Origin of the sequence: Thiocystis violacea (genome assembly GCF_016583575.1) — a bacterium.
In the GTDB taxonomy this organism is placed as follows: domain Bacteria; phylum Pseudomonadota; class Gammaproteobacteria; order Chromatiales; family Chromatiaceae; genus Thiocystis; species Thiocystis violacea.
On the sequence record NZ_NRRG01000171.1, the window covers coordinates 1 to 589 of the forward strand.

At 69.1% G+C, this 589-nt stretch carries 1 protein-coding gene; it reads left to right on the plus strand.

Annotated features, from left to right (window positions below):
- On the plus strand, positions 1-585 hold a 585-nt coding region (locus CKO27_RS24030), incomplete at its 5' end, for an ATP-binding cassette domain-containing protein (protein ID WP_200377423.1).
- Between the last annotated feature and the right edge of the window lie 4 nt (positions 586-589).

Here is a 589-nt window from a genome sequence, read left to right on the forward strand (position 1 = left end):
GGATTGGACCAACCCTCGGCCGGGCGTATCCGGCTGTTCGGCAAAGAATTGACCCGACTCGACGATGCCCGCCTCAACCGGCTGCGGGGGCGCGTCGGCGCGCTGCTCCAGGGCGGCTCCTTGTTGGACGAGCTCAGCGTGCTCGAGAACATGCTGCTGCCGCTGCGGGCACGGCCACACAGCCCCGGAGACCTCGCGCGTGCGGCCAGGCTGGTGATCACCCAGCTGCAGCTCGACGGCATGGAGCACCGCTATCCGCGCGCGCTCTCGCTCGGCCAGCGCCGTCGCGCCGAGCTCGCCCGCGCCCTGATCAACCGGCCCGAGCTCCTGATCTGCGATGGCTTGAGCGACGGACTCGATCAACCGGCGCTGCGCGATATCCTGGCGATCCTCCGGGTTCAGCGCGAGGCCCAGGGCTTGACCCTGATCGCGACCGAGAACAACTTGCTCGAGCTGATCGCACCCGGCGACCGGGTTGCGGTGCTCGACCGCGGTCGACTGTTGTTCGATGGCACCCGAACCGATCTCGAGGGACGCAAGGCAGCCGACCTCGAGCTGCGGACCCTCCTCGAGGGCCATCCCTGAGCAC